The organism is Georgenia yuyongxinii (genome assembly GCF_006352065.1).
Taxonomy (GTDB): domain Bacteria; phylum Actinomycetota; class Actinomycetes; order Actinomycetales; family Actinomycetaceae; genus Georgenia; species Georgenia yuyongxinii.
On sequence record NZ_CP040915.1, the window covers coordinates 2,033,869 to 2,054,419 of the forward strand.

Below are 20,551 nucleotides of genomic sequence, written 5' to 3' on the forward strand. Positions count from 1 at the left end.
CCGGCATGACCACCGCCGTGTTCCACGCCGCCGGCATCCTCGACGGCGCCCGGCCGGGCGCCGTCGTGACGGTGACCGGCCCGGAGGCCCGGCACGCCGCCACGGTGCGGCGGATGCGGGCCGGGGAGGACGTCGAGCTCGTCGACGGCGCGGGGCTGCGGGTGGCCGGCACGATCGCCGCCGCCACCAAGGACGCGCTGAGCGTGACCGTCACCGCGGTCGTGCGTGAGGCCGCCCCCGCCGTCCGGCTGGTCCTGGCCCAGGCCCTGGCCAAAGGCGGGCGTGACGAGCAGGCCGTCGAGACCGCCACCGAGCTGGGCGTCGACGCCGTCGTGCCGTGGCAGGCGGACCGGTCCGTGTCCGTGTGGACCGGCCCCAAGCTCACCCGCGGACGCGAGCGGTGGGCCGCCGTCGCCCTCGCCGCGGCCAAGCAGTCCCGCCGCGCCTGGGTGCCCGAGGTCGCCGAGCCCGCGTCCACCACGGCACTGGCCGCCCTGGCGGCCCGGGTGGTCACCGGCGGCGGGGCCGTCCTCGTGCTGCACGAGCAGGCGACCACCCCGCTGGCCGCCGCCCGGCTCCCGGAGCCGGACGAGCGGGGCGCCGACGTCGTCGTGGTGGTGGGGCCCGAAGGTGGCATCACCGACGCCGAGGTCACCGCGCTCGAGGCGGCGGGCGCCCAGCCGGTCCTGCTCGGCCCGCACGTGCTGCGCACCTCCACCGCCGGGCCCGCGGCCCTCGCCGTGCTCGCCCAGCGCCTGGGCCGGTGGGGCTGACCGGGCCCCGCACACCACTCGCGCCGCCCCCGGCTGGGGCGCACGCACCCGGACCGATATCCTTGCCCAGACCGTGCCGCATCCGTCGAAGGAGAGACAAGGGCCCCCGCCCAACCTCATGTCGCACAACCCGCCCACCGGTGGCCTCCACGCCGGGCACGTCCAGCACCAGGTCTCCGTCCCCGAGGACGTGCCCATGGTGGCCCTCCTCGGCCAGCGCGACGAGGTGCTGCGCGCCATCGAGACCGGATTCCCCACCGTCGACGTCCACGTCCGCGGCAACGTCCTAACCCTCACCGGGCCCGGCCCGGACGTCTCCCTCGCCGAGCGCCTCGTCGACGAGCTCGCCGAGGTCGCCACCGCCGGGCAGCCGCTGAGCGCCGACGCGGTCCAGCGCGCCATCGCGATGCTCACCGCGCCGTCCACCGAACGCCCGGCGGACGTGCTGACCACCAACATCTTGTCCACCCGCGGGCGCACCATCCGCCCCAAGACGCTGGGGCAGAAGAAGTACGTCGACGCCATCGACTCCGCCACGATCGTGTTCGGCATCGGCCCCGCGGGCACCGGCAAGACCTACCTCGCCATGGCCAAGGCCGTCGGGGCGCTGCAGTCCAAGCAGGTCAACCGGATCGTCCTGACCCGGCCCGCCGTGGAGGCCGGGGAGCGGCTGGGATACCTGCCCGGCACGCTCAACGACAAGATCGACCCGTACCTGCGCCCGCTCTACGACGCGCTGTACGACATGCTGGACCCGGAGACGATCCCCAAGCTCATGGCCGCCGGGACGATCGAGGTGGCGCCGCTGGCGTACATGCGCGGGCGCACCCTCAACGACGCCTTCATCATCCTCGACGAGGCCCAGAACACCTCGCCCGAGCAGATGAAGATGTTCCTCACCCGGCTCGGCTTCAACTCCCAGGTGGTCGTCACGGGCGACGTCACCCAGGTGGACCTGCCCAGCGGCACCAAGTCCGGCCTGCGGGTGGTCCAGGAGATCCTCGACGACATCGACGACATCGTCTTCTGCCGCCTCACCAGCGCCGACGTCGTCCGGCACCGGCTCGTCAGCGACATCATCGACGCCTACGAGCGCTGGGACGTCACCTCCGCCGCGCGGGGCGACGGCGTGCGCGGGGACACGGCGCGGCGGCCGACGGACCGTCGCGAGCGGTTCGAGCACCGCGGAGGTAACCGATGAGCGTGGAGATCAACAACGAGTCCGGGTACGAGGCCGACGGCGAGGAGTTCGCCGCGCTGGCCCGGTACGTGCTCGAGGAGATGCGGGTCCACCCGCAGGCCGAGCTGTCGATCCTGTTCGTGACCAGCGACGTCATGGCCGACCTGCACGTGCGGTGGATGGACGAGCCGGGCCCGACCGACGTGCTGTCCTTCCCCATGGACGAGCTGCGCCCCGGCCGCGCCGGCGAGGAGCCGCAGCCGGGCACGCTCGGTGACATCGTGCTGTGCCCGGAGGTGGCGGCGGCGCAGGCCAGGGACGCCGGGCACTCCACCGTGGAGGAGCTGCTGCTGCTCACCACGCACGGGATCCTGCACCTGCTCGGCTACGACCACGCCGAGCCGGAAGAGGAGAAGGAGATGTTCGCGCTGCAGCGCAAGCTCCTGCTCACCTTCCTGGCCGAACGCTGAGGCGACCGTGAACGGCATGATCGACCAGGTCCCCGAGGTCGCGATGGCGCTGCTGGCGCTCCTCGGGGTCGGGCTCGGCTCCGCACTGAGTGCCGGGGAGGCGGCTCTCGCCCGCATCACCCGCACCTCGGCCGCCGAGCTGCAGGCGGGCCGGCGACGCAACGCCTCCGCCGTCGCCGCCCTGGTAGCCCGCCGCTCCGCCGCCCTGGCTGCGGTGGCGTTCGTGCGGGTCCTGGTGGAGATGACGGCCGCTGCCGCCATCACGCTGCTCGTGGCGGACCTCCTGCCGCACTGGTGGCAGGTGCTCCTGGTGTCCGTGGCCGTGACGGCGCTGCTGCTCGCCGTCGTCGTCCACGTCAGCCCGCGCCGGGTCGGACGTCGTAACCCCACCGGCGTGCTCCTCGCCCTGGCGCCGATGATGAACCTGCTCGCCGTGGTGGGCGGCGCCGTCGGACGGGTGGTCGGCACGATCACGCCCGGGCCCGCGCGCACCGACCACGAGGCCCGTGACGCGCAGGAGGAGGACCTGCAGGACATGGTCGACCGCGTCAGCGAGTCCGACCAGCTCGAGGAGGAGGAGCGCGAGCTCCTCCAGTCCGTCTTCGAGCTCGGCCGCACCCTGACCCGCGAGGTCATGGTGCCGCGCACGGACATGGTCACCATCGACGCCGACGAGCCGCTCGACCGGGCGATCACCCTGTTCACCCGTTCGGGGTACTCCCGGGTGCCGGTGGTGGGGGAGTCCACCGACGACCTGCTCGGCGTGCTGTACCTCAAGGACGTCATGCGCCGCGTGCACCGCCGCAACGACACCGTCGGCCTGACCGTGGCCGACGTCATGCGCGGGCCCACCTTCGTGCCCGAGACCAAGCTGGTGGACGACCTGCTCCGGGAGATGCAGTCTGGCAGCGTCCACATCGCCATGGTGGTGGACGAGTACGGCGGCATCGCCGGTCTGGTCACCATCGAGGACCTGCTCGAGGAGCTCGTCGGCGAGATGGTCGACGAGCACGACCGCGCCGAGCCAGAGGTCGAGGAGCTCGGTGACGGCGTGGTGCGCGTGCCCGCCCGGCTGCCCATCGATGAGCTCGGTGAGCTCTTCGGCCTGGAGATCGACGATGACGACGTCGACTCCGCGGGCGGGCTGCTGGCCAAGGCGCTGGCCAAGGTGCCGCTTCCGGGCGCCGAGGTCGACGTGCTCGGGCTGCATCTCGTGGCCGAGCGCGCCGAGGGCCGCCGGCGCCGCATCTCCACCATCCTCGCCTCCCGGATCCCCGACGAGGCGGCCGTCACCCACGACGACGAGGCACAGGTGCACCGATGAGCTTCCCCTCCGACGACGAGCTCATGGCGGGCCCCAACGCCCTCGAGCCCGAGCTGATCGCCGCCGACGACTATCCCGCGGACTTCCGGGCCGGGTTCGCCTGCATGGTGGGCCGGCCCAACGCGGGCAAGTCCACCCTCACCAACGCCCTCGTCGGGCAGAAGGTGGCCATCACCTCCGGCCGCCCGCAGACAACACGGCACACCGTGCGGGGCATCGTCCACCGCGAGGACGGCCAGCTCGTGCTGGTCGACACCCCCGGGCTGCACCGCCCGCGCACGCTGCTGGGGCAGCGGCTCAACGACCTGGTGCGCGAGACTCTGTCAGAGGTCGACGTCATCGTGTTCTGCCTGCCCGCGGACGAGAAGATCGGCCCGGGGGACAAGTTCATCGCCCGGGAGCTGAGCCAGCAGCGCACCCCGGTCATCGCGGTCGCGACCAAGGCGGACAAAGTCTCCCGCGAGGCGCTCGCCGCCCACCTCCTCGACATCCAGCAGCTGGGGGAGTGGGCCGAGATCGTGCCCGTCTCCGCCGTCCGGGGCGAGCAGGTGGAGCTGCTGACCGACCTGCTCATGGCTCGCATGCCCCTGTCCCCGCCGCTGTACCCGCAGGGGGAGCTGACCGACGAGCCCGAGAACGTCATGATCGCCGAGCTGGTCCGTGAAGCGGCGCTGGAGGGTGTGCGCGACGAGCTGCCGCACTCCCTGGCTGTGGTGGTCGAGGAGATCATCGAACGGCCCCGCGAGAAGGGCGACCAGCGCCCCCCGATGCTCAACGTCCACGTGAACATCTACGTCGAGCGCGACTCGCAGAAGGCGATCGTCATCGGCAAGGGGGGTTCGCGGCTGCGCGACGTCGGCACCCGTGCGCGGCACGGCATCGAGGCGCTGCTCGGCGCCAAGGTCTACCTCGACCTGCACGTGCGGGTGGCCAAGGACTGGCAGCGCGACCCCAAGCTGCTCCAGCGGCTGGGCTTCTGACCCGCGCGGGTGGAGGAACACCCGCGTGAGCCGCAAACGCCAGCGCGCGGCGTCGGTCAGGCTGTGTGTGGGCGGCACCACCGACCACCCGTGAAGGTCCGACGAACCACACCAACTACCCTGTCCCGGTGAGATACCGCAGGCTGGCCGCGACGATCGTCGTCGTCCTCCTGCTCGGCCTCGTCGGCTCGCTCGCCGGCCCGGGATGGAACCCGCAGTCCCTCGGCCACACCATCGTCCCCGAGACCGCCAGCACCCGCATCGGGTCGGACGCGCTCACCCCGCCGGTGGGCACCTTCGAGGTCATCCGCGAGGTGGTCGACGTCGCCGTGGACGACGGCGTCACGATCCAGGCGACCATCGCCTCACCCGTCGGCGCACGCGGCGAGCGCCCAGGCCTGGTCTTCATGCACGGCGCGGGCACCGCCACGCACGAGAACTTCGCCGACACGACGACGGACCTCGCCAGCGCCGGGATCGTCACCATCGTGCCGGACAAGCGCGCGGACACCTACACCACCCGCGAGCGCGACTACGTCGCGATGGCTGAGGAGTACCTGGACGCGTGGGACGTGCTCCGCAGCTGGCCAGGCGTCGACCCGGACCGGGTGGGCGTCTATGGCGAGAGCGAGGGTGCGATGTCCGCCCCCATCGCCGCGGTCCTGGACGATGACGTCGCGTTCGTCGTGCTCGTCTCCGCCCCGGTGCTTCCCATCCGCGAGCAGGGCGCCTTCGCCGCCGACACCTACCTTCGTGAGGTCGGCGTGCCCGACCGCCTGCTGCGCGCCATCCCTCGGCTCGTCGGGGGGCAGCTGCCCGGCGGCGGCTTCGACTACTTCGACTTCGACGTCTCCCCGTACCACCAGCAGCTCGCCCAGCCGGTCCTCATGGTCTACGGCACCGGCGACGCCTCCATGCCCATCGTCCAGGGGGCGGAGAAGCTCCTCGCGGACCTGGCGGTCGCCGGGAACGACCAGTACACGATCCGCTACTACGAGAACGCCAACCACGGCATCAAGGTCGACGGCGCCCTCGCGCGCGGGTTCACCGAAGACCTCGCCCGCTGGGTCCAGGGCCTGCCCGAGACCGCCGCCGCGCCGCCGCGGATCGCCGGCGACCAGCCGGTTCAGGAGTTCCGCGCCGACCCCGTCGACCGCCCACGGTGGTACGCGAGCGGCGACATGATCCTGGTGACGGTCCTTGGTGGGCTCGGCCTCCTCGTGCTTGCCGCGCTCGGGTGGATCCTGGGCCGGCTGCCACGCCTGTGGGGCGGTGAGCCGAGCACCACCGTCCGGCCGCTGGGCCGGTACACCCTCGGCCTCGGACTGGCGACCGTGGCCACCTGGGTGGTGTTCGTCGCCTACGTCGCCGGTGTCGCGGACCTGGCGCTGAACTACCGCACCAACGCCCTCCTCGTGCAGGGCGGCTGGCTCGCCCTGCAGGGCGTCGGCATCCTCGCCGCCGCCATGCTCGTCGTCACCGTGGCGGCCGCGCTGCGGCAGGCACGCGCGCCCCGGGGCAGCGCCGCCATGGGCCGTGCCGGCTGGTTCGCCGTCGGCTGCGCCGTCCTGGGCGCCGTGGTCCTCCTGGTCGCGGCCGCCTACTGGGGGGTCTACCCGGCGGTGCTGTGACGGGCGCCGTCGCGCCGCGCCGCAACCTGCGATGCGCCGCTCCCCGGCGTGGCACGCTGTGCCCTGAGGAAAGGGAGCGCATGGACACCCGATGGGGCATGGCCACGGACACCGGCCACCGCAGCGTCAACGAGGACGCGGCACTCGCGCACCCGCCGGTCTTCGCCGTCGCCGACGGCATGGGTGGCCACGCCCGTGGGGACATGGCGAGCCGGTCCGCCGTCGACGCCCTGCGTGAGCTCGCCGAGCACGCCGGTGCGCCGCTCACGGCGGCGGACGTCGGGGCCGCGCTCACCCGAGCCGCCGAGCAGATCCAGGCGACGATGGCCGCGGAGGCGGGGCCCGACGCGATCGCGGGCACCACCGTCGCCGGCGCCGTCCGGACCGAGCACGCCGGTGAGCCGGCGTGGCTCGTGCTCAACGTCGGCGACTCCCGCGTCTACCGGCTGCGCGGCACCACCTTCGAGCAGGTGAGCGTGGACCACTCGCTCGTGCAGGAGATGGTCGACGCCGGCACGCTCGACCCCGCCGCCGCGCGCACCCACCCACGGCGCAACATCATCACCCGCGCCGTCGGCACCGACCTCGAGGTCGAGGCGGACTTCTTCATGCTCCCCGCCCACCCCGGCGACCGGTTGCTCATGTGCACAGACGGCCTGGTGGGAGAGCTGGAGGACCAGGAGATCGCCGCGGTGCTGACCGCGACGGCGGACCCCGCGGAGGCGGCGGCCGCGCTGGTGGCCCAGGCCGTGGCGTCCGGCGCGGAGGACAACGTCACCGTCGTCGTCGTGGACACCGATGACGACGCCGACGACCACCGCTCGCCCTCGGATCGTGAGACACCCGAGCCCGGAACGTGACGCCGTCGGCCGCGCGCGCTAACCTCGAAGACGTGCGCACGGCTCGCTACGAGCAGCACCGGCTGCTCCTTCTCTGCCGCGACGAGGCCAACTAAGGCCGGCTCCTCGTCGCGGCGGTCGTTGTGCCTGGCCACCGAGCACCCGCACCAGCGACGAGGAACCCCCACGATGAAGACGCAAGGCTCGATCACCGCCCAGCTGCCCTCCGGCATGCCGGTGACGAAGTACCGCCCCTTCCAGGTGACCAACCCTGTGGACCTGCCCGACCGGCAGTGGCCCACCCGGCGCACCACCCGCGCACCGCGGTGGCTGTCCACCGACCTGCGGGACGGTAACCAGGCGCTCATCGAGCCGATGAACGCCGAGCGCAAGCGCACGATGTTCGACCTGCTGGTCAAGATGGGCTACAAGGAGATCGAGATCGGCTTCCCCGCCGCCTCGCAGACGGACTTCGACTTCGTCCGCTCCCTGGTGACCGACGACGCCGTGCCCGACGACGTCACCGTCTCGGTCCTCACCCAGTCCCGGCCGGAGCTGATCCACCGGACCATCGACTCCCTCGTCGGCTTCCCGCGCGCCACTGTGCACCTGTACAACGCCACCGCGCCGGTCTTTCGCGAGATCGTGTTCCGCAACGACCGCGAGGCCACCAAGGAGCTGGCCGTCTCCGGCACCCGTGAGGTCATGGCGTATGCCGAGAAGGTGCTCGGCGACGAGACCGTCTTCGGCTACCAGTACTCCCCGGAGATCTTCGTCGACACCGAGATCGAGTACGCCCTCGAGGTGTGCGAGGCCGTCATGGACGTCTGGCAGCCCGAGGTCGACCGCGAGATCATCCTCAACCTGCCCGCCACGGTGGAGCGCGCCACCCCCAACGTCTACGCCGACCAGATCGAGTGGATGAGCCGGCACCTGTCCCGCCGCGACGCCGTCGCGATCTCCTTGCACCCGCACAACGACCGCGGCACCGGTGTGGCCGCCGCCGAGCTGGGCATGCTGGCCGGCGCCGACCGTGTCGAGGGCTGCCTGTTCGGGCAGGGCGAGCGCACCGGCAACGTCGACCTGGTCACCCTGGGGCTGAACCTGTTCAGCCAGGGCATCGACCCGATGATCGACTTCTCCGACATCGACACCGTGCGCCGCACGGTGGAGTCCTGCACCCAGATGGACGTCCACCCGCGCCACCCGTACGGCGGCGACCTCGTCTACACCTCCTTCTCCGGCTCCCACCAGGACGCGATCAAGAAGGGCTTCACGGTGCGCGAGGAGAAGGTGACCGCCGCCGGTGGGGACGAGACCGACGTCGTCTGGGAGCTGCCCTACCTGCCCATCGACCCTAAGGACGTGGGCCGCAGCTACGAGGCGGTCGTGCGGGTCAACTCCCAGTCCGGCAAGGGCGGGGTGGCCTACCTGCTCTCCTCCACCCGGCACCTGGACCTGCCCCGGCGGCTGCAGATCGAGCTGTCCGGCATCGTCCAGAAGCACACCGACGCCTACGGCGGCGAGATCGACGCCGAGCAGCTGTGGGCGATCTTCGCCGACGAGTACCTGCCGCACACCGCCGCGATGGGCCTGCAGCCCTGGGGGCGGTTCGCCCTCAAGGGCACCACGGTGACCACCGCCGGGGAGGGCGCGGGCGCCGTCCTGACCGTCACGCTCGTGGACGACGGCGAGGAGAAGGTGATCGCCGCGACCGGCAACGGGCCGATCGATGCCTTCGTCAACGCCCTGCGGGAGGTCGGGGTGGGCGTGCACGTGCTCGACTACGCCGAGCACGCCCTGTCCGAGGGCGGCGACGCCACCGCCGCGGCCTACCTCGAGTGCGAGGTGGACGGCCAGGTGCTGTGGGGCGTGGGCATCGACCCCTCGACGATGACCGCCTCCTTCAAGGCCATCGTCTCCGCGCTCAACCGCGCCCTTCGGTGACGGCCCAGCCGAGCGGGCCGGCGACCGCCTGGCGCATGTCACTGCCCGCCGGCTGGGTGGTGTGGACCCCGGGGGCGGCCGATCTACCGGCCCTGCGGGCGAACGCGGCCACGACCAAGCGGGCGATCCTGCCCTTCTCCCGGGGCGTGGCCGCGGTCGAGCGTCAGCTCGCCAAGGCCCGTGGTGACGTCGTGCAGGTGGGCGTGCGGGTGCCCGACCCCGCGGCCGGCCTGGTGACGGGCAGCCTGTTCCTGACTCACCTGCCCCGCCCGGTGGGGAAGGACGGCAAGCCGCTCACCGCCCGCCAGCTGCTGGAGAACCGGCGCGCGCAGCGCCAGGCTCGTGGTCGCATCTACCACCACCAGGAGCTCTCGCTCGTCACGGTCCCCGCCGGGCGTGCGGTGCTCAGCAACGAGCTGTGGCGCAAGTCCTGGGGCATGCGTGACGTCGCTCTGCTCGCCACCGAGATCTTCCCCCGTGGCACCGACTCCTTCTTCCGGCTGGAGCTCACGTCCAGCTACCGCGAGCTGCAGCCCACGCTCATGGCCGAGATCAGCCACATGGCGCACTCGTTCACCGTGGACAGGCGCGGCCCGGATGCCGGCCCGGATGCCGGCGAGGAAGCCGATGCCGAGGGGGACGACGGCGCGTGACCCCGCCGCCGCGGCGCGCACCTGGGATGATGGTGCGGTGAAGCTCTACCGGGACGAGGCCGTGGTGCTGCGCACCCACAAGCTCGGGGAGGCCGACCGCATCATCACCATGCTCACCCGCGAGCACGGGCAGGTCCGTGCGGTGGCCAAGGGCGTGCGGCGCACCACCAGCAAGTTCGGCGCCCGGCTGGAGCCCTTCGGTGTCGTGGACATCCAGCTGCACCTGGGCCGCAGCCTCGACACCGTCACCCAGGTCGACACCATCGCCCCGTACGGCCGCTCCATCGGGGCGGACTACGCGCTGTACACGACGGCGACGGCGATGGTGGAGACCGCCGGGCGCCTCACCGACCTCGAGGGGGAGCCCGCACCGCAGCAGTACCTGCTGCTCATCGGGGCGCTGCACGCACTGGCCACCCGCCGGCACGCCCCCTCGCTGGTGCTCGACTCCTACCTGTTGCGCGCGCTCGCCGTGGCCGGGTGGGCGGCGAGCTGCTACGACTGCGCGCGCTGCGGCGAGGCCGGCCCGCACCGGGCGTTCAACCCCGCCCTCGGTGGCGCGCTGTGCGACTCCTGCCGGGTGCCGGGCTCTGCCGCGCCGGACCGCGAGACCGTCGTCCTGCTCGGCGCCCTGCTCTCCGGGGACTGGTCGTTCGCCGACGCCTCCGAGCCGCGCCACCGCAAGGAGGCCTCCGGACTCGTGGCCGCCTACCTGCAGTGGCACCTCGAACGCCAGCTGCGCTCCCTGCGGATGGTGGAGCGCGCGTGAGCGAGTTCGAGTCCACCCTGCGCACGTTCCCAGACCTGTCCGACGGCGGAGCACCGGCCGACCGCGCAGCTCGCCTCGCCGGTGACGTCCCCGCCGGCGCCCGGCGCGGTCCCGTCCCCCCGCCTCCGCACCCCTCGGGCGAGCGGGCCCCGCACATCGACCCGCGGTTCGTGCCGCGGCACGTCGCCGTCGTCATGGACGGCAACGGCCGGTGGGCCAACGCCCGCGGCCTGCCGCGCGTCGAGGGCCACAAGGCCGGTGAGGCGGCTCTGCTGGAGGTGATGGCCGGCGCGATCGAGCTCGGCATCACCCACGTCTCCGCCTACGCGTTCTCCACCGAGAACTGGAAGCGCTCGCCCGACGAGGTGCGCTTCCTCATGGGCTTCAACCGCAACGTGCTGCACCGCCGCCGCGACCAGATGGACGCCTGGGGGGTGCGGGTGCGGTGGGCCGGGCGCCACCCGAAGCTGTGGCGCTCGGTCATCCGCGAGCTCGAGGTGGCCGAGGAGCAGACCCGGCACAACACGGTGTGCACGCTGACGATGTGTGTGAACTACGGCGGCCGCGCCGAGATCGCCGACGCCGCGCGCGCGATCGCCCGGGAGGTCGCCGCCGGGCGCCTCGACCCGGAGAAAGTGAGCGAGAAGACCGTCGCGCGCTATCTCGACGAGCCCAAGCTACCGGACGTCGACATGTTCCTGCGCACCGGCGGCGAGCAGCGCACGAGCAACTTCCTGCTGTGGCAGTCGGCCTACGCGGAGATGGTCTTCATCGACGACGCCTGGCCCGACGTGGACCGGCGCACCCTCTGGCGCGCGGTGGAGACCTACGCCAGGCGGGACCGCCGCTACGGCGGCGCGGTGGACAAGCCCGCAACCCCGTGAGACGTCAACTCTTCCGCGAGATGTCAACTCCTCCGCGAGATGTCGACTCTGGCCCGAGACGTCAACTTTCCCGTGAGAAATCATCCCCGGCGTACGAGGCGTCGTCGGCGAGGGTGCCCGGCGCCGTGACATCTCGCGGAGAAGATGACATCTCGCGCACTCCGTGAGGTGTGCGGGCATCTCTGCTGCCTCGGCGCCGTCGCACGAGCACGCTGGCCACGATCACCACGGCGAGCGCCACGATGCCCGCGAGGCCCCAGGGGGAGCCGGCCGCGGCGGCCAGGGCGGCCTCCCAGACCGCGAAGCCGATCGTGGAGTAGATGGTTGCCCAGGCCATGGCCCCGGGGATCTGCGCGAGCGAGTACCGTGGCCAGCCGATCCGCAGCACCCCGGCGCCGGCGTTGACCATCGTCTGGAAACCGACGGTGAGGTAGGAGAACGGCACGACCGCCAGACCCCAGCGCCGGATGGCCTCGATGCCCCGCTCGGTGCCCTCGCCCTGGAGCCAGGTGTGCGCGCGCAGCCGCCATCCGCCGATGGGGTGGTTGCGCCGCAGCGCCTGCTCGGTGATCAGTCGCCCGATCCAATAGGTGGTCTGGCCCCGGATGGTGGCGCCGACGTAGAGGAACAAGAAGACGAGCCAGAAGGGCCACGCCGTCAGGAAGTCGGGCACGTGGTGGCTCCCTTCTGGTCGTGAACGGCATGGGCGTGGTCGGCAACGGCTCGGGCGGCGCGGGCGCTCGGGGTGGCGAGGGCGGTGGGACTCACGGCGAGAGCTGTTTCGCCGCGCAGTCGCCGCAGGTGCCGAACAGCTCGGCCGTGTGGTCGACGGCGACGAAGTCGTGCTCGCGGGCCACCCGGGCCGCCCAGGTCTCGACCGGTTCGCCGGCCACCTCCACCGTCCGGCCGCACTCGCGGCACACGAGGTGGTGGTGGTGCTCCTTGCGGGCGCACCGTCGGTAGAGGCTCTCGCCGTCGTCCATGCGCAGCACGTCGACCTCACCGGCGTCGGCCAGGGTCTGGAGGGTGCGGTAGACGGTGGCCAGGCCCACGTTCTCCCCGCCCTGCCGGAGCATCTCGTGGAGCTGCTGGGCGCTGCGGAAGTCTGCGGTGCGCTGGAGCAGGTCGCTGACGGCGGAGCGCTGCCGGGTCATGCGCAGCATCTCACACCACCTCCTTGACCTCGACGTCGTCCTCGACATCCAGGTGCGGATCGTGGGGCCGCGCGGGGCGCACGAGCACCGGGCGCAGGATCGATGTGACGGCGTACACCGCGATGGCCAGCACGACGATCGTCGCACCCGGCGAGAGCGGCACGAAGTACGTGATCGAGAGCCCGACGACGCACACCGCCACCCCGACCGCCATCGCGCCGCGCATGGTGGCGGTGAATGAGCGCGCGAGCAGCTGGCTCGTCGCGACCGGCACGATCATCAGGGCGGAGACCAGCAGCACGCCGACGACCCGCATGGAGACGGAGACGGTGAGCGCGGCCATGACGGCCACCAGCACGTTCAGCGCGCGCACCGGCAGGCCGGCGGCCCGGGCGAACTCCTCGTCGTGGCACAGCGCGAACAGGGCCGGCCGCAGCCCCAGCCCAGCACCGAGGACGACGACGGCGAGGCCCACCGTCAGCCACACGTCGAGGGTGGACACGGTGGAGATGGACCCGAAGAGGTACCCGGTCAGGCTTGCCGACGTGCCGCCCGCCAGCCCGATGAGCAGCACCCCACCGGCGATCCCACCGTAGAACAGCAGGGCGAGGGCGACGTCGCCGCTCGTCTTCCCGCGGGCGCGGACCACCTCGATGAGCACCGCCCCGACGATCGAGGCGACGACGGCACCGGGGACGGCGAGGGCGTCCAGGGGCGTCAGGCCGAGCGCGCCGCCCACCAGCCAGCCCATGGCCACACCGGTGAGGGCGACGTGCCCGATGCCGTCGCCGAGCAGCGACAGGCGCCGCTGGACAAGGTAGGTGCCCATGACCGGCGCGGCGACGCCGACGAGGAGGGCCACCAGCAGGGCGCGCTGCATCAGCGGGCTGCCCACCATCTCGGCGAGGGTCTCGAGCATGCTCACCACTCCACCTTCAGGTCGGGGGACCGCGTGCCGGGGTCGGCCTGGTCCTCGTGGGCGTGGACGTGGTCGTGACCCGCGGCGTCGTGGCCCTGCGCGGCCCGGGGCGGCGCGCCGTCGTGCACCACACGGCCGTGCCGCAGGACGACGGCGCGCTGCACCAGACCGGCAAGCTCACCGAGCTCGTGCAGCACGATGAGCATGGTGGTGCCGCGGGCGCGCAGGTCCGTCAGGGTGCCGGCCAGGGCCTCCTTCGAGCGGCGGTCGATGCCGGCCAGGGGCTCGTCGAGGATGAGCAGCTCGGGCTCGCGGACCAGGGCGCGGGCGATGAGGACCCGCTGCTGCTGCCCGCCGGAGAAGACGTGGACGCCGTCGTGGGCGCGGTCGGCGAGCCCCACCTGGTCCAGCGCGGCCAGGGCTCGGGCCCGGGCGCCCGCGCGCAGACGCAGCCGGCGCCCGTGGAGAACACCGGAGGAGACCACCTCGAGGGCGGTCGCCGGTACCCCGCCGGCGGCGGTGAGCCGCTGGGGCACGTAGCCCACCCGAGCCCACGGGACCCTGCGGGAGGTCACGTCCGCGCCGAAGAGCTCGGCCCGGCCGTTCGCGATCGGCACGACTCCGACCAGGGACTTCACGAGCGTGGACTTGCCGGACCCGTTGGCGCCGAGCAGCGCGACGGTCTCGCCGGCGGGGATCGTCAGGTCGATGCCGCGCAGGATGGTCGAGGAGCCCAGCACCACCGAGAGGTCAAGCGTGCGAACCGGGGCGGCCGCGGTGGCCGGCGGTGCCTGCGTGGGGCGAGGGCGGTGGGTCGTCACGCGCATCGCAGGCCTTCGCGCAGCGCCTGAAGGTTGTCCCGCATGATCTCCTGGTAGTCCTTCGTCTGGTCGAGCCGGCCGTCGAGGGGGTCGAGGACGGCGACCTCAACGCCCACCTCGCCCGCCAACGTCTCGGCGACGGCGGGGTTGACGAGCCGTTCGGCGAAGATGGTGGTCACGCCCTCCTGCCGGACGACGTCGGCGATCTCGGCGAGCCGGGCGGGGGAGGGCTCGGACTCGGGGTCGAGGCCCGAGACGCCCACCTGTGTGAGGTCGTACCGCTCCCCGAGGAACCCGTAGGCCTCGTGCGCGACGACGAGCGTGCGTGACCCGCACACCTCGAGTGCGGCCGAGAAGTCCTCGTCGAGCGCGGTGAGCTCGACGGCCAGATTCTCGGCGCGGGTGCGGTAGTCCGCGGCGTGGGCCGGGTCGGCGGCGGCCAGCTCGGCGGCCACGCCGTCGGCCACGTTCGCCAGGAGGGTGGGGTCGAGCCAGAAGTGCGGGTCCGCACCGCCGTGGTCGTGGCCGTGGCCGTGGTCGTGGGACTGCTCGGCATGGCCGGCGTCCGCGTCACCCTGGAGGTGGGCGGCGACCCCGGGGAGGGTCGCCACGTCGAGGACGTGGTCGGGGGTGGTCTGCTCGACTGCGTCGTCGACGGCGGCCTGGAAGCCGGAGAGGTAGAGGACCAGGCCTGCGGCGTCGAGCTGGGCGACGTCGTGCGGCGCGAGCTCGAGGTCGTGCGCGTCCACGCCCGGCGGTGTCAGGGAGGTGATCGACACGTCAGACCCGCCGACCCGCTCGGCCACGTACTGCAGCGGGTACACCGTGGTGAGGACGTCGAGCCGAGCCGCGCCGGGCTGGGCGCCCGCGCCGGGCGAGCAGGCCGCGAGGACGCCCGCGGCAGCCACTGCCGCGACGGCGGCAACGACAGCTGGGGTGGGCGTCTTCATGAGGACGATTCTCATTGCAGATGAGAACCGGAGTCAAACTCATCAGCGGTGAGAGGAGACACGCTCACGCCCCGGGTCGAGGCGCGCGGCCGCGGCGGCACCCTGGCCGCGCACACCGGTAGGTTGGAGGCCGCACGTGCGGGAACGGCCCGAGCCACCCGCCGGCGCACCCGTGCCAGCCGGGCACGGGCCCGCCCCTTCCGCCTGCACCCGCCAGGTGCGGGTTCTTTGAGAACCGGAGTGATCACACGTGGCCGCACCCTCGCGCCTGGACAACGTCATCAACCTCGCCAAGCGGCGGGGCTTCGTCTACCCCTCGGGGGAGATCTACGGCGGGACCCGATCCGCCTGGGACTACGGGCCGCTCGGCGTCGAGCTCAAGGAGAACATCAAGCGGCAGTGGTGGCGCAACATGGTCACCTCGCGCGACGACGTCGTCGGGCTGGACTCCTCCGTGATCCTCCCGCGCCAGGTCTGGGTGGCCTCGGGCCACGTCGGGGTCTTCACCGACCCGCTGACCGAGTGCCTGAGCTGCCACAAGCGCTTCCGCGCGGACCAGATGGAGGAGGAGTTCGAGGAGAAGAAGGGGCACGCGCCGGCGAACGGCCTGGCGGACATCGCCTGCCCCAACTGCGGCAACCGCGGTCAGTGGACCGAGCCCCGCGACTTCAACATGATGCTCAAGACCCACCTCGGCCCGGTCGAGGACGACTCCGGCCTGCACTACCTGCGGCCCGAGACGGCACAGGGCATCTTCGTCAACTTCGCCAACGTCATGACCTCGGCGCGCAGAAAGCCGCCGTTCGGCATCGGCCAGATCGGCAAGTCCTTCCGCAACGAGATCACGCCGGGCAACTTCATCTTCCGCACCCGTGAGTTCGAGCAGATGGAGATGGAGTTCTTCGTCGAGCCCGGCACGGACGTCGAGTGGCACCAGTACTGGATCGACGCGCGCACGGACTGGTACACCGACCTGGGCATCGCCCGGGACAACCTGCGCCACTACGAGCACCCGCAGGAGAAGCTCTCGCACTACTCCAAGCGCACCGTGGACATCGAGTACCGCTTCGGCTTCCAGGGCAGCGAGTGGGGCGAGCTCGAGGGCGTCGCCAACCGCACGGACTTCGACCTCACCACACACTCGGAGCACTCCGGTCAGGACCTCAGCTACTTCGACCAGGCCAAGAACGAGCGCTGGGTGCCCTACGTCATCGAGCCGGCCGCGGGCCTGACCCGCTCGCTCATGGCGTTCCTCGTGGACGCCTACACCGAGGACGAGGCTCCGAACACCAAGGGCGGCGTCGACAAGCGCACCGTGCTGCGCCTGGACTCGCGGCTGGCGCCCGTCAAGGCCGCCGTCCTGCCGCTGTCGCGCAACGAGCAGCTCTCGCCCGTCGCCCGTGACCTCGCCACGGAGCTGCGGGGCTACTGGAACGTCGACTTCGACGACGCCGGTGCGGTCGGCCGGCGCTACCGGCGCCAGGACGAGGTGGGCACGCCCTTCTGCATCACGGTCGACTTCGACTCGCTCGAGGACCAGGCCGTCACGGTGCGCGAGCGCGACTCCATGACCCAGGAGCGGATCTCCCTGGACAAGGTGCGGACCTACCTCGCCGAGCGCCTGCCCGGCTGCTGAGGCCTCGTCCGACCACGGGCCGCACCGAGCGGCGATGGAACGGGCACGTACTCGAATGTTGCCCGTTCCGTCGCCGCAGCCCGGAGGCCCGTGGTCCCGGCGCGATCCGGCTGCCGTCGACGCCACGCGAGGCGCACACACCTGGATCCGGCAACGAGCCGTCTGCCCGACGCTCTGTCGCCGATCTCGACTTGCCGGGGGGCTGCCAGGGCTGACGGCCGGTGTGGCTGCCAGGAGGCGCCCGCGTGGCAGGTCACAACGCCCACGGGTTGGGTGACCTGCACGTCTCGGGGAGAATGTCCGGGTGACTGACCTGCAGATCGGCGACATCCGCCTCGGGAGCCCGATCGTCCTCGCCCCGATGGCGGGTGTGACGAACCCGCCGTTCCGTCGGCTGTGCCGTGAGGCGGGCGTCGCCGGCCTGGCAGCGGGCGCGGCGGCCGACGGCACGACGGCGGAGCTCGCCGGACCAGCCGGTGCAGCGACGGTGACGGCGGACCGCCGGGGCACCTACGCACCGGCCGGCCTGTACGTCACCGAGATGATCACCTCGCGGGCGCTCGTGGAGCGCACGCCCGAGACGATGCGGATGATCACCCCGGACCCCCAGGAGCCGGTGCGCTCCGTCCAGCTCTACGGCGTCGACCCGGCGACCATCGCCGCCGCCGTGCGCATCCTCGTCGCCGAGGACCGCGCCGACCACGTCGACCTCAACTTCGGCTGCCCGGTGCCCAAGGTCACCCGCAAGGGCGGCGGGGCGGCGCTGCCGTGGAAGCGGGACCTCTTCGACGCCATCGTCACCCACGCCGTGGCGGCGGCCCGGGAGGCCTCGGCCGGCCGGGACCACGAGGTGCCCGTGACCGTGAAGATGCGGATGGGCATCGACCCCGACCATCTCACCTACCTCGACGCCGGCCGGCTTGCTGAACGGGCGGGCGTCGCCGCCGTCGCCCTGCACGCGCGGACCGCGGCGCAGCACTACGCCGGCCAGGCGCAGTGGGACACCATCGCGCGTCTCAAGGAGACCGTCACCACCATCCCTGTGCTCGGCAACGGTGACATCTGGTCCGCCGAGGACGCCGAGGCGATGGTGACCCAGACCGGCTGCGACGGCGTCGTGGTCGGCCGCGGCTGCCAGGGGCGTCCCTGGCTCTTCACCGACCTCGTGGCCGCCGCGCACGGGTCTGCGGTACGCGTCACCCCCGGCCTGCGCGAGGTCGCCGCCGTCATCCGCCGGCACGCGGAGCTCATGGTGGAGCACTTCGGCGAGGAGGGCCGGGCGCTGCGCGAGATGCGCAAGCACATGGCCTGGTACCTCAAGGGATACGTGGTCGGCGGGGAGGCCCGGCACGACCTCGGGATGGTCTCGTCGCTCGACGACCTGGACGAGCGCCTCGCCGCCCTCGATCTCGACCAGCCGTACCCGGGCGCCGCGGCGGAGGGTCCGCGGGGGAGGGCCGGCAGCCCCAAGCAGCCGCACCTGCCCGACGGGTGGCTGGGCAGCCGCGACATGGACGAGGAGCTCCTCGCCATGCTCGCGCACGCCGAGCTGTCGGTCTCGGGCGGCTGACCGGCCGATCGGGCGGACTCGGGCGGGTGGGTCAAGCAGTCACCGCTCGCTATCCGGTGCGGCGCACGAGCCAGACGGTGGTGTCCGCGGGCAGGGTGACGCGGCCGTCGTCGTGCAAGAGCTCCCCGCTCGCCAGCAGCACCTCGGTGCCTTCCGGCAGCATGAGCGGGGTGGCGCCGAGGTTCGCGACGACGAGCACCGCCGCCCGAGCCTCCTCGGGCAAGGCGGTGTTGATGAGGCCGACCACCGTGTCACTGTCCCGGTGCTCCTCCGCGAGGGCGAGACCGCCGACACCGAGGCCGAGCTCGCGGCGCAGCCGCAGGGCGGTGCGGTACAGCTCGAGGGTGGAGCCGGCGCGGCCGGTCTGGGCGTCCACCGCGAGTGCTGCCCACGCCGCGGGCTGGGGAAGCCAGGTGGTCCCGGTGGGCGAGAAGCCGAAGCCCGGGGCGTCCGCCTCCCAGGGCAGCGGCACCCGGCAGCCGTCGCGGCCCTTCTCGTCGCCGTTCGTACGGAAGAACGCGGGGTCCTGCCGGACGGCGTCGGGCAGCGCGGTGTGCTCGGGCAGGCCGAGCTCCTCGCCCTGGTAGACGTACGCGGAGCCGGGCAGGGCGAGCATCAGCAGCGTGGCGGCGCCGGCGCGTCGCAGGCCGAGTGCGGCGTCGGGCTGGGGGTCCTCCGGCCCGATGCCGTTGGGTCCCTTGCCGGTCCGCTCGAGCCCCAGCCGGGACGCGTGCCGCACGACGTCGTGGTTGGAGAGCACCCACGTCGTCGGCGCACCGACGTCGTCGTTGGCGCGCAGCGAGGCGGTGATCACGTCGCGAAGCGCCGGTGCGTCCCAGCGGGAGACGAGGTAGCCGAAGTTGAACGCCTGGTGCATCTCGTCGGGGCGGACGTAGCGGGAGAGGCGCTCGACCGGGTCGACCCAGGCCTCGGCGACGAGGATGCGCTCACCGGGATAGGCGTCGAGCACGCGCCGCCAGGCGCGGTAGACCTCGTGGACGCCGTCCTGGTCGTACATCGGCGGCCGGGCGTGGTGCTCCTCGGACGTTCGGGACACGGGCGGCTCGTCGCTGGTGTCCTCGGCGTCCTCGGCGCCCTCCACCATGGTGACGTGGCCGCTCCAGTCGGGCATGCCCGGGGCCTTGACCAGGCCGTGGGCGACGTCCACCCGGAAGCCGTCGACGCCGCGGTCCAGCCAGAACCGCAGCACGTCCTCGAACTCCGCGCGGACCTCGGGGTTGTCCCAGTTGAGGTCGGGCTGGGAGGAGTCGAACAGGTGCAGGTACCACTGGGCGTCGTTGGCCCAGGACGACCCGACGGCGTCGACCCGGTCCCGCACCCGGGTCCAGGCGGCCCCGCCGAACACCGACTCCCAGTTGTTCGGGGCCTCCTCGCCAGTCTCGCCCTGCCCCTCCCGGAAGATGTACCGGGCGCGTTCCCGGCTGCCCGGGCCCGCCTCGAGCGCCGCCTGGAACCACGCATGCTGGTCGGAGGTGTGGTTGGGCACGAGGTCGACGATCACCCGCAGGCCGAGCTCGTGGGCACGGGCCAGGAGGGCGTCGGCGTCGGCGAGGGTGCCGAAGATCGGGTCGATGTCGCGGTAGTCCGCGACGTCGTAGCCGCCGTCAGCCTGTGGGGACCGGTAGAACGGCGAGAGCCAGACGGCGTCGACGCCGAGTGTGGCGAGGTGGTCCAGGCGCCCGGTGATGCCGGGGAGGTCACCCAGGCCGTCGCCGTCGGCGTCGGCGAACGAGCGGGGATAGACCTGGTAGATCACCGCATGGCGCCACCACTCCTCGTCCCGGTGGGGCTCGGGGGTGTGGACGGTCAGGTCGGTGCTCGGGCGCAAGGTCTTCACGGTCAGGATGCTCCGTCGGGTTGGTCGCGGTGGTATGCGCGCATGCGCGCGGGTCGTTGTTGCGTGCTCAGGGCCGGCTCGCTCGCCGCGTCGCCGTGTCCGGTGAGCGGGCCGACCGGTCGTGCCGGCTGAGGGGCAGCTCCCACCCTCGCATCGCCGGTGGGCCTCGGGCCACCGCAGGGTGCGTGCTGCC

19 protein-coding genes are annotated in these 20,551 nt (G+C 72.6%); 13 read left to right on the forward strand and 6 right to left on the reverse strand.

Annotated features, from left to right (window positions below; all coding sequences use genetic code 11):
- Positions 1-5: 5 nt before the first annotated feature.
- From FE374_RS09155 to FE374_RS09205, 11 genes are all read left to right on the forward strand, one after another.
- Positions 6-773 carry a 16S rRNA (uracil(1498)-N(3))-methyltransferase gene (locus FE374_RS09155; RefSeq protein WP_139928425.1) on the forward strand — a complete coding sequence of 256 codons (768 nt, stop codon included), beginning with the start codon at positions 6-8 and terminating at the stop codon, positions 771-773.
- A 118-nt stretch (positions 774-891) separates the two neighbouring features.
- A complete protein-coding gene (locus FE374_RS09160; RefSeq protein WP_139928427.1) occupies positions 892-1,974 on the forward strand; it encodes a PhoH family protein in 1,083 nt (360 codons plus the stop codon).
- The gene (gene ybeY / locus FE374_RS09165) at positions 1,971-2,423 is read left to right on the forward strand and encodes an rRNA maturation RNase YbeY (RefSeq protein WP_139928429.1); all 453 of its coding nucleotides are present in this window, start codon (positions 1,971-1,973) and stop codon (positions 2,421-2,423) included. The genes FE374_RS09160 and ybeY overlap by 4 nt, the downstream gene beginning before the upstream one ends.
- A gap of 19 nt (positions 2,424-2,442) precedes the next feature.
- A complete protein-coding gene (locus tag FE374_RS09170) occupies positions 2,443-3,747 on the forward strand; it encodes a hemolysin family protein (protein ID WP_456319099.1) in 1,305 nt (434 codons plus the stop codon).
- Positions 3,744-4,727: a GTPase Era gene (era, locus tag FE374_RS09175; RefSeq protein ID WP_139928431.1), complete on the forward strand. Its 984-nt coding sequence runs from the start codon at positions 3,744-3,746 to the stop codon at positions 4,725-4,727. The genes FE374_RS09170 and era overlap by 4 nt, the downstream gene beginning before the upstream one ends.
- A 128-nt stretch (positions 4,728-4,855) precedes the next feature.
- On the forward strand, positions 4,856-6,358 hold the full coding sequence (locus FE374_RS09180; protein ID WP_139928433.1) for an alpha/beta hydrolase family protein: 1,503 nt from the start codon (positions 4,856-4,858) through the stop codon (positions 6,356-6,358).
- 80 nt (positions 6,359-6,438) lie between these two features.
- Entirely contained in the window at positions 6,439-7,218 is a 780-nt protein-coding gene (locus tag FE374_RS09185; protein ID WP_139928434.1) for a PP2C family protein-serine/threonine phosphatase, read from the forward strand.
- 168 nt (positions 7,219-7,386) lie between these two features.
- Positions 7,387-9,144 (forward strand): 2-isopropylmalate synthase, encoded by a 1,758-nt coding sequence (gene leuA, locus FE374_RS09190; protein WP_230978530.1) that lies wholly within the window; start codon positions 7,387-7,389, stop codon positions 9,142-9,144.
- A gap of 35 nt (positions 9,145-9,179) precedes the next feature.
- Positions 9,180-9,797, forward strand: coding sequence for a hypothetical protein (locus tag FE374_RS09195; RefSeq protein ID WP_139928436.1), 618 nt, complete (start codon positions 9,180-9,182; stop codon positions 9,795-9,797).
- A gap of 37 nt (positions 9,798-9,834) precedes the next feature.
- Positions 9,835-10,566, forward strand: coding sequence for a DNA repair protein RecO (recO, locus tag FE374_RS09200; protein WP_139931497.1), 732 nt, complete (start codon positions 9,835-9,837; stop codon positions 10,564-10,566).
- A complete protein-coding gene (locus tag FE374_RS09205) occupies positions 10,563-11,450 on the forward strand; it encodes an isoprenyl transferase (RefSeq protein ID WP_269142060.1) in 888 nt (295 codons plus the stop codon). Before recO ends, FE374_RS09205 begins: the two co-directional genes overlap by 4 nt.
- A gap of 61 nt (positions 11,451-11,511) precedes the next feature.
- On the opposite strand, the gene FE374_RS09210 is transcribed toward FE374_RS09205, so the two are convergent.
- The 5 genes from FE374_RS09210 to FE374_RS09230 all read right to left on the reverse strand — a co-directional run bounded on the left by FE374_RS09210 (position 11,512) and on the right by FE374_RS09230 (position 15,294).
- The gene (locus FE374_RS09210; protein WP_139928437.1) at positions 11,512-12,123 is read right to left on the reverse strand and encodes a DedA family protein; all 612 of its coding nucleotides are present in this window, start codon (positions 12,121-12,123) and stop codon (positions 11,512-11,514) included.
- A gap of 91 nt (positions 12,124-12,214) precedes the next feature.
- Positions 12,215-12,613: a Fur family transcriptional regulator gene (locus tag FE374_RS09215; RefSeq protein WP_139928439.1), complete on the reverse strand. Its 399-nt coding sequence runs from the start codon at positions 12,611-12,613 to the stop codon at positions 12,215-12,217.
- A 1-nt stretch (position 12,614) separates the two neighbouring features.
- Positions 12,615-13,523, reverse strand: coding sequence for a metal ABC transporter permease (locus tag FE374_RS09220; protein ID WP_139931499.1), 909 nt, complete (start codon positions 13,521-13,523; stop codon positions 12,615-12,617).
- Positions 13,524-13,525: 2 nt separating this feature from the next.
- Positions 13,526-14,350, reverse strand: a complete 825-nt coding sequence (locus FE374_RS09225; protein ID WP_139928442.1) for a metal ABC transporter ATP-binding protein — start codon at positions 14,348-14,350, stop codon at positions 13,526-13,528.
- Positions 14,341-15,294, reverse strand: a complete 954-nt coding sequence (locus FE374_RS09230) for a metal ABC transporter substrate-binding protein (RefSeq protein ID WP_223173685.1) — start codon at positions 15,292-15,294, stop codon at positions 14,341-14,343. Before FE374_RS09230 ends, FE374_RS09225 begins: the two co-directional genes overlap by 10 nt.
- 250 nt (positions 15,295-15,544) lie before the next feature.
- On the opposite strand from FE374_RS09230, the gene FE374_RS09235 reads away from it, so the two are divergent.
- Both FE374_RS09235 and dusB read left to right on the forward strand, forming a co-directional pair.
- Positions 15,545-16,930, forward strand: coding sequence for a glycine--tRNA ligase (locus FE374_RS09235; RefSeq protein ID WP_139928446.1), 1,386 nt, complete (start codon positions 15,545-15,547; stop codon positions 16,928-16,930).
- Between the two features lie 304 nt (positions 16,931-17,234).
- Entirely contained in the window at positions 17,235-18,500 is a 1,266-nt protein-coding gene (gene dusB / locus FE374_RS09240) for a tRNA dihydrouridine synthase DusB (RefSeq protein ID WP_139928448.1), read from the forward strand.
- Between the two features lie 49 nt (positions 18,501-18,549).
- Here the strand turns inward: dusB and FE374_RS09245 are convergent, their stop codons facing one another.
- Complete coding sequence (locus FE374_RS09245; protein ID WP_139931500.1) at positions 18,550-20,349, reverse strand: glycoside hydrolase family 13 protein; 1,800 nt, start codon at positions 20,347-20,349, stop codon at positions 18,550-18,552.
- Positions 20,350-20,551: the final 202 nt, after the last annotated feature.

Coding starts and splice junctions, on each gene's coding strand:
- FE374_RS09230 (WP_223173685.1), bottom strand. CDS start 15,294: ATGAAGACGCCCACCCCAGCTGTCGTTGCCGCCGTCGCGGCAGTGGCT.
- era (WP_139928431.1), top strand. CDS start 3,744: ATGAGCTTCCCCTCCGACGACGAGCTCATGGCGGGCCCCAACGCCCTC.
- FE374_RS09215 (WP_139928439.1), bottom strand. CDS start 12,613: ATGCTGCGCATGACCCGGCAGCGCTCCGCCGTCAGCGACCTGCTCCAG.
- ybeY (WP_139928429.1), top strand. CDS start 1,971: ATGAGCGTGGAGATCAACAACGAGTCCGGGTACGAGGCCGACGGCGAG.
- FE374_RS09185 (WP_139928434.1), top strand. CDS start 6,439: ATGGACACCCGATGGGGCATGGCCACGGACACCGGCCACCGCAGCGTC.
- FE374_RS09160 (WP_139928427.1), top strand. CDS start 892: ATGTCGCACAACCCGCCCACCGGTGGCCTCCACGCCGGGCACGTCCAG.
- FE374_RS09195 (WP_139928436.1), top strand. CDS start 9,180: ATGTCACTGCCCGCCGGCTGGGTGGTGTGGACCCCGGGGGCGGCCGAT.
- FE374_RS09220 (WP_139931499.1), bottom strand. CDS start 13,523: ATGCTCGAGACCCTCGCCGAGATGGTGGGCAGCCCGCTGATGCAGCGC.
- FE374_RS09225 (WP_139928442.1), bottom strand. CDS start 14,350: ATGCGCGTGACGACCCACCGCCCTCGCCCCACGCAGGCACCGCCGGCC.
- leuA (WP_230978530.1), top strand. CDS start 7,387: ATGAAGACGCAAGGCTCGATCACCGCCCAGCTGCCCTCCGGCATGCCG.
- FE374_RS09155 (WP_139928425.1), top strand. CDS start 6: ATGACCACCGCCGTGTTCCACGCCGCCGGCATCCTCGACGGCGCCCGG.